Raw genomic sequence first — 8719 nt, 5'->3', positions numbered from 1 at the left:
CGACCGGCTCGATCATGTTCGGCACCAAGCAGGCCATGATCGATCAGACCCGACTGGTCGCCAGCGGCGAGGCCCTGCCGCCCGACCTCGCCCGCGCCGTCGCCGCCCGCACCGGCGCGCGGGTGCACAACCTCTACGGACCCGCCGAGGCCGCCATCGACGTCACCGCCTGCGACGTCGCAGCCTGGGACAGCGCCTGCGACGGCGCAAGCGACAGCGCCTGCGCGGACGGGCCCGCCCCCGGGCCGCGCGTGCCGATCGGCGCGCCCATCGCCAACCTGCGCCTGCACGTCCTCGACGACGCGCTCCACCCGGTGCCGGTCGGCGTCGTCGGCGAGCTCTACATCGGCGGCCTCGGCCTCGCCCGGGGCTACCGCGGCCAGCCCGGCCTGACCGCCGCGCGGTTCGTGCCCGACCCGGAGGCCGGGCGCGGCGGCGCACCGGCCGGGGCGCTACCGCGGGCGGGCGGACGATCAGGTCAAGATCCGCGGCCAGCGCGTGGAGCCGGGCGAGGCGGCCGCCGCGCTGCGGGCGCTGCCGGGTGTCGCCGAGGCGGCGGTGGTCGCCCGTCCCGGTCCGGACGGGGGGCTGCGGCTGGTGGGCTACGCGGTGCCGGCGGCCGGCGGCGTCCTCGACGAGCCCGCGCTGCAGCGCGCCCTGGCCGACACGCTGCCCGACGCGCTGCGCCCCGCCCGCATCCTCGCCCTGCCCGCCCTGCCGGTCTCCGCCAACGGGAAGCTCGACCCAGGACGCCTCCCCGAACCCGACTGGGCGGGCGCGGACCGGCGCGGGCCGCGCACCGCGCGCGAGGCGGCCGTGGCCCAGGCCTTCGCGCAGGTGCTCGGCCTCGACGCGGTCGGGATCGACGACGGCTTCTTCGACCTCGGCGGGCACTCGCTGCTCGCCACCCGCCTCGTCAGCCGGCTGCGCGCGGCGCTCGGCGTCGAGCTGCCGCTGCGCGCCGTGTTCGAGGCCCCGACGGTCGCGGCGCTGAGCGGGTGGATCGCCGCGGTCGGCGGCGATGCGGCCGGACGCGCCGGCCCCGCGCGCCTACCCCTCGGCGCGCGCCCGCGGCCGGACGTCGTCCCGCTCTCCGCGGCCCAGACCCGGATGTGGCTGCTGTCGCGGATCGACGGCGCGCATCCCTACACCATCCCGATCGCGCTCCGCCTCACGGGCCCGCTCGACGCCGACGCGCTGCGCGCGGCCCTCGCCGACGTGGTGGCGCGCCACGAGAGCCTGCGGACCCGCATCGTCGCGATCGACGGGGCGCCGGCGCAGCAGGTCCTGCCGCCCGACGCGGCGCGGCCCGGCCTCGACCTGTGCGCGGCGGACCCGGAATCGTGGCCGGACGCGCTGTCCGCGGCGGCGCGCGCGCCCTTCGACCTGGCCGTCGACCTGCCGATCCGCGCGCGGCTGTACCGGTTCGGCCCGGACGCGCACGGGCTCCTCCTCCTGATCCACCACGTCGCCGCCGACGGCTGGTCGCTGACTCCGCTGATGTGCGATCTCGCGGCGGCCTACGCGGCGCGCCGCCGCGGCGCGGCGCCGGAGCGCCCGGCCCTGCCGGTGCAGTACGCGGACTACGCGCTCTGGCAGCGCGACCGTCTCGGCGACGAGGCCGACCCGGACAGCCTGATCGCCCGCGAGATCGGCTACTGGCACGCGCAGCTCGCGGGGCTGCCCGCAGGCCTCGCGCTGCCTACCGACCGGCCGCGCCCGGCGACGGCGAGCCACCGCGGGCGGCGCGTGCCCCTCGCCCTCGGGCCGGATCTCCACCGCGCGCTGGCGGATCTCGCGCGGCGCGAGCGGGCGAGCCTCTTCATGGTGCTCCAGGCCGGCCTGTCGGCGCTCCTGACCCGCCTGGGCGCGGGCGAGGACATCCCGCTCGGGAGCCCGATCGCGGGTCGCACGGACGAGGCCCTCGACGGCCTCGTCGGCTGCTTCGTCAACACGCTCGTGCTGCGGACCGACACGTCCGGCGACCCGAGCGGGCGCGACCTCGTGGGGCGGGCCCGCGCCGTCGCGCTCGAGGCCTACGCGCACCAGGACGTGCCCTTCGAGCGCCTCGTGGAGGTGCTGAACCCGCCGCGCTCGCTCGCGCGCCACCCCCTGTTCCAGGTCATGCTGGCGCTTCAGGACGGCGTGCCGGATTCGTTCGATCTGGCCGGCCTGCGCGCCGTCCCGGATCCGGTCGGTTCCGGGGCCGCGCGGTTCGACCTCGCCTTCGGCCTCGTCGAGCGGCGCGGGGCCGACGGGACGGAGGCGGGCGTCGTCGGCCACCTCGAATACGCCACGGACCTCTTCGAAGAAGCCGGCGCGACCCGCCTCGCGGACCGGTTCGCGCGGCTGCTCGCGGCCCTGGCGGCCGCGCCGGACCGGGCAATCGGGGATCTCGACCTGTTCGAGGCCGGCGAGCGGCGGCAGGTCCTGACGGACTGGAACGCGACGGCGCGGGCGGTGCCGCCCGAGACCCTGCCGGCGCTCGTCGCCGCGCAGGCGGCCCGCACGCCGGAGGCCGTCGCCCTGGTGGCCGGTTCGGAGGTGCTGCGCTACGCGGAGCTCGAGGCCCGCGCCAACCGGATCGCCCACGCGCTCATCGCCCGCGGGATCGGACCGGAGGACATCGTGGCGGTGGCGCTGCCGCGCGGGCCGGACCTCGTCGCGGCGCTGCTGGGCGTGCTCAAGGCCGGGGCGGCCTACCTGCCGCTCGACCCGGGCTACCCCGCGGAGCGGCTCGCCCTCATGCTGGCCGATGCCCGGCCCGCCGGCCTCGTGACCGTCGACGGGTGGCCGCGGCCGGACAGCCTGCCCGCCCTGGTGCTCGACGCTCCGGACGGGCGCGCGGCGCTCGCGGCCGCGCCGGCCCGCGCGCCGACCGACCGGGACCGGGCGCGCCCGCTCGTGCCGGCCCATCCCGCCTACGTGATCTACACGTCCGGCTCCACGGGCCGGCCCAAGGGGGTCGTGGTCCCGCATGCCGGCCTGACCAACCTGCTGCACGACCTCGTCGATCGCCTCGGCGTGACGCCGGCGGACCGGCTGCTCGCCGTCACCACGGTCGGCTTCGACATCGCGGGCCTCGAACTGTTCGGGCCGCTGCTCCGCGGCGCGCGCGTGGTGCTGGCCGGGCGGGACGACGTGCTCGATCCCGGGCGTCTGGCGCGGCTCGTCCGCGAGGCGGGCATCACGCTGATGCAGGCCACGCCGACGCTGTGGCGCGGCCTCGCGGAGACGGACGCCCTGCGCGGCGTGCGGGTGCTGGTGGGCGGCGAGGCGCTGCCGCCCGACCTCGCGGGCGCCCTGAGCGCGCGGGCGGCGCGGGTCACCAACCTCTACGGCCCGACCGAGACCACGATCTGGTCCACGGCGGCCGAGATCGTGCCCGGCGCGGAGGCCGTCACGATCGGCGCGCCCCTGTGGAACACGCAGGCCTACATCCTCGACGGCGGCCTGCGGCCGGTCCCGCCGGGCACGGCCGGCGAACTCTACCTCGCGGGCGCCGGGCTCGCCCGCGGGTACCTCGGGCGGCCGGGGCTCACGGCCGAACGCTTCGTCCCCTGCCCCTTCGGGCCGCCCGGCGCGCGCATGTACCGGACCGGCGACCGGGCGCGCTGGCGCGCGGACGGGGCCCTCGACTACCGCGGCCGCGTCGACCACCAAGTGAAGATCCGCGGCGTGCGCATCGAGCCCGGCGAGGTCGAGGCGGCGCTGATCGCGCAACCCGGCGTCGCGCAGGCCGTCGTGACCGCGCGGCAGGACCGGCCCGGCGACGCGCGGCTGGTGGCCCACGTCGTCCCTGGCCCCGGGGCGGCGCTCGACCCCGCGGAGCTGCGCCGGGCGCTCGCCGCGACACTGCCGGACGCGATGGTGCCCGCGGCCGTCGTGACGCTCGATGCCCTGCCGCTGACCCCCAACGGCAAGGTCGACCGCGCCGCCCTGCCGGCGCCGGAGCCGGTCGCCGACCCGGCCGCCGACCCGCCGCGGACCGGGACGGAGCGCCGCCTCGCCGCTGTCTGGGCCGAGGTGCTGAACCTCCCCTCGGTCGGGCGCGGCGACAACTTCTTCGCCCTGGGCGGGCACTCGCTCCTCGTCGCCCGGGTCGTCGCGCGCCTGAGTGAGGCGCACGGCATCGCCCTGCCCCTGCGCGCCGTCTTCGAAGCGCGCACCCTGGCGGATCTCGCGGTCGCGATCGAAGGCCGGGACGCGGGCGGCGCGGACGCCGACATCGACGCGATGAGCGACCTCCTCGACGCGCTGGAACACGCCGAATGACCGACACCGGCCCCTCGCGGGACGACCAGTTGCGCGCCCTGGCGGCGCGCTTCGCCGCGCTGCCCGACGGCAAGCGCCGCCGGTTCGTGCAGGACCTCGCCGCGCGCGGCCTCGACGCGGACCGCCTGCCGATCCTGCCCGCGGAGGGCGGCGACGCGGGACCGCTCTCCGACGCGCAGCGCCGGTTCTGGCTCCTCTGGCAGCTCGACCCGGAGAGCCCCGCCTATCACATCGTCGGCGCGCTGCGCCTGACCGGTCCGCTCGACCCCGAGGCGCTGGACCGGGCGTTCGCCGGCGCCGTCGCCCGTCACGCGGGCCTGCGCGCGCGCTTCCCCCTGCGCGACGGGGAGCCGGTGCAGCAGGTCGACCCGGCGGGCACGTTCGCGATGGCCCGCCACGACCTGACCGGCTGCGACGCGGCCGAGGCGCGGGCGCGCCGCGCCGCGATCGAGGCGGCCGTCGAGCGGGCGCCCTTCGACCTCGCGCGCGGGCCCCTGCTGCGCGCCGCCCTGGTGCGCGAGGCGCCGGACCGGCACGTCGTCTTCCTGACCCTGCACCACATCGTCGGCGACGCCGTGTCGATGGACCTGCTGATCGACGCGGTCGCCACCGGCTACGGATCCGACGCGCCGGAGAGCGCGGCCCCCGCCATCACCTACGCGGATTACGCCGCCTGGCAGGCGCGGATGCTGGACGCGGGCGCCCAGGCCGCGAGCCTCGGGTTCTGGACGGACCTCCTCGGCACGGAGCACCCCGTCCTCGCCCTGCCCGCCGACCGGCCGCGCCCCGACGTGCCCAGCTTCACCGGGGAGACGCTGACCTTCCCGCTGCCGCCCGCGACCGCGGCGGGCATCCGCGCCCTGGCCCGCCGCGGCGGCGCGACCGCGTTCCACGTCCTCGCCGCCGGCTTCGCGATCCTGCTCCAGCGCCTCGGCGGCGAGCGCGCTCTCCGCCTGGGCGTGCCGGTGGCGAACCGCACCCGGCCCGAGACCGCGGGCGTGATCGGCAGCTTCGCCAACACCCTGGTGCTGCCCTTCGCGTTCGACCCGCTGGACAGCTTCGCCGCGTGCGTGGAGGCGACGCGGGCGCTCCTCGTGGAGGCCCAGGCCCATCAATCCGTGCCGTTCGAGCGGCTCGTGAGCGCCCTGAGCCCCGACCGGCATTCGGGCCGCAATCCCCTGTTCCAGGCGATCGTCCAGCACCTGCAGGAGCGCCCGCTCGCCACGATCCGCCTCGGCGACCTGTCGGTCGAGCGCGTCCCCCGCGCCACCGGCAGCGCCCACGTGGATCTCGGCCTGACCACGCTGGAGGACGCGCAGGGCGGCTTCACCGCGCACCTCACCTACGCCCGCGACCTGTTCGACGCGGCCACCGTCGCGCGCTGGCGCGACCATTTCCTGACCCTGCTGGGCAGCCTCGTCGCGGCGCCGGACGCGCCGATCCACGGGGCGCCCCTGCTCGCACCGGGCGAGATCGCGCGGCTGAACCCGCCCTCCGCGCCGTCCGAGGTCGACGGGCTGCACGTTCACGTGACCATCGCGGGGCTCGCGCGCGCGGACCCCGAACGGACCGCCGTGATCTTCGCCGATCGCGCCACGAGCCGCGGCACGCTGGACGCCGAGGCGAACCGCCTCGCGCACCGTCTCGCCGAGGCCGGCATCGGCCCGGACACGGTCGCCGCCGTGATGCTGCCCCGCTCGCCCGGCCTGCTCGCCGCCTATCTCGGCGTGCTCAAGGCGGGCGGCGCCTACCTGCCGCTCGGGCTCGACCTGCCGGACGCGCGGATCGCCGCGATGGTCGCCGACAGCGGCGCGCGCGTCCTCGTCACGGATCGCGCCCATGCCGGCCGCGGGCCGGCCGCGGTCCCGCGGATCCTGATCGACGCGGACGCGCCGGACGCGGGCGCGGGGCCTCCACCCCCGGTGGCGCTCCACCCGGAGAACCTCGCCTACCTGATCTACACCTCCGGCTCGACGGGGAAGCCGAAGGCGGTGGCGGTCGCGCACGGCCCGCTCGCGATGCACGTCCGCGCGACCGCGCCGCTCTACGAGATGGACGCGGACTCCCGCGAGTTCCACTTCATCACCTTCAACTTCGACGGCGGGCACGAGCGCTGGCTGACCGCGCTCGCCTGCGGCGCCAGCCTCGTGCTCCGCGACGACGCGCTCTGGTCGCCGGCGGAGGTGTTCGCGGCGTTCCGCCGGCACGGCGTGACGAATGCCGGCTTCCCGCCGAGCTACGTCCGGGAACTGACGCGCTGGGCCGAGCAGGAGGGCGGCGCGCCGACCCTCGACCTGCTCTCCTTCGGCGGCGAGGCGATGCCGCGCGACGAGCTCGCGCGCGTCAACCGCGCCCTCGGGCCGCGCCGCCTCATCAACGGCTACGGGCCGACCGAGACCGTGGTGACGCCGCTCGTCTGGAAGGTCCCCGCCGGCACGACCTGCGACACACCCTACGCGCCGATCGGCAGCCCGGTGGGCGACCGGACGGCCTGGATCCTCGACGAGGCGCTGCACCCGGTGCCGGTGGGGGTGGTGGGCGAGCTCTACATCGGCGGCACCGGCCTCGCCCGCGGCTATCTCGGACGCCCCGGCCTGACCGCCGAGCGCTTCGTGCCCGACCCGTTCGGAAGGCCCGGCGCGCGCCTCTACCGCACCGGGGACCGTGCCGCCCGCCGCCCCGACGGCGCCCTCGACTACCGCGGACGCGCCGACGAGCAGGTCAAGATCCGCGGACAGCGCGTCGAGCCCGGCGAGGTCGCCGCCGCCCTNCGCCCCGACGGCGCCCTCGACTACCGCGGACGCGCCGACGAGCAGGTCAAGATCCGCGGACAGCGCGTCGAGCCCGGCGAGGTCGCCGCCGCCCTGCGCGCGCAGCCCGGCATCGCCCAGGCCGCCGTCGTCGCCCGCCGCAGACCCGACGGCCCCGCGCGGCTCGTGGCCTACGCGGTGCCCGCGCCGGGCGCGCACCCCGACCCGCAGGAGCTGCGCCGCGCCCTGGCCCGAGACCTGCCCGAGGCCCTGGTGCCGGCCGCGATCGTCCTGCTCGACGCCCTGCCGCTCTCGACGAGCGGCAAGCTCGACGCCCGCGCCCTGCTCGAGCCCGACGCGGACGCGCCCGCCCCGGACGCCGACCCGCCGCGCACGGCGACCGAGCGGCGCCTCGCCGATGTCTGGGCCGCGGTGCTCGGCCTGCCCGGACCCGACGCCGTCGCCCGGTCCGACACCTTCTTCGAGCGCGGCGGCGATTCCATCCTCGCCCTCCAGCTCGTCACGCGCGCCCGTCAGGCCGGCCTGACGCTCACCCCCCGCGACGTGTTCACCCACCAGAGCCTCGCCGCCCTCGCCGCGCACGCCGAGCGGCAGGGCGCATGCCCGGCGCTCCCCGCGCGCGACGCGGCGACCGATCCGGGCCTCGAGGCCGGCCCGGTACCGCTGACCCCGATCCAGAGCTGGTTCCTGGCCGCGCCGATGCCGCGGCGCGCGCACTGGAACATGGCCGTGCTGCTCGTCCCGCGGGCGCGCCTCGCGGCGGACCGCGTCGCGGAGGCGCTCGCCGCGCTGTCCACCGCCCATCCCGCCCTGCGGCTGCGCTTCGCGCAGGCGGCCGACGGCGGCTGGCGGCAGACCTGCACCGCCGCCGACGCCGTCGCGGCCGCCGGGTCGCTGTGGTGCCGCGAGGCCCGGGACGCGGCCGCCCTGGCGGCGCTGGCCGAGGCCGCGCAGACGAGCCTCGACCTCGCCCGCGGGCCGGTGCTGCGCGCCGTCCTGGTCGATCCGGCCCCGGACGGCGGGCAGCGCCTCCTCCTCGTCGCCCACCACCTCGTGGTCGACGCCGTCTCCTGGCGCATCCTGGTGGCGGATCTCGCCCTGGCCCTCGCGGGGCGGACCCTGCCGGCGCCCGCGACCTCCTTCCCCGCCTGGGCCCGGCACCTCGACGCCCTGGTCCGGGATCCGGCCGAGGCCGACCGCCGCCGCGCCTGGGCCGAGGCCTGGGCGGCGCAGCTCGCGCCGCCCGCATGGGGCCTCGAACCTGCCCGGCCCGACGCCCCCAACGTCGAATCCGCCCAGACCGAGATCGCCGACAGCCTCGACGCCGACACCACCGACGCCTTCCTGCGCCGGGCGGGCCGGCCCTACCGCACGCGCCCCGACGAACTCCTGCTCGCGGCGCTCGCAGTGGCGGTGTCGCGCCGCTGCGGCGGGCGAGCCGTGCGCGTCGTGCTCGAGGGCCACGGTCGCGATGCCGACGCCCTGGCGGACAGCTTGGCGGACGCGGCCGGCGAGGCGGCGCGCCACGACCTGAGCCGGACGGTGGGCTGGTTCACCACGCTGGTGCCGCTGCGGCTCGATCCCCTCGGCGGCGAACCGGACCTGCCGCCGGACGACGCCGCCCGCGGCCATGCCCCAAGGCCGCGGAGGCGGATCTCCAGGCGGCTTCCCGC

The 8719-nt window shown here is 78.0% G+C and carries 2 protein-coding genes and 1 pseudogene; 2 read left to right on the top strand and 1 reads right to left on the bottom strand.

Going from position 1 to position 8719, the window contains the following annotated elements:
• Positions 1-311, bottom strand: a pseudogene (locus ASG32_RS35430) (hypothetical protein); the annotation flags it as partial.
• A gap of 187 nt (positions 312-498) precedes the next feature.
• Between ASG32_RS35430 and ASG32_RS28065 the strand changes: the two are divergent.
• Positions 499-4275: a non-ribosomal peptide synthetase gene (locus tag ASG32_RS28065; RefSeq protein WP_056532839.1), complete on the top strand. Its 3777-nt coding sequence runs from the start codon at positions 499-501 to the stop codon at positions 4273-4275.
• A gap of 2771 nt (positions 4276-7046) precedes the next feature.
• Positions 7047-8719: condensation domain-containing protein (locus ASG32_RS34750; protein ID WP_244492262.1), on the top strand; the 1673-nt coding region annotated here is incomplete at both ends.

Origin of the sequence: Methylobacterium sp. Leaf361, assembly GCF_001424445.1 — a bacterium.
Taxonomy (GTDB): Bacteria; Pseudomonadota; Alphaproteobacteria; order Rhizobiales; family Beijerinckiaceae; genus Methylobacterium.
This window is presented reverse-complemented; position numbering and strand designations above follow the sequence as displayed.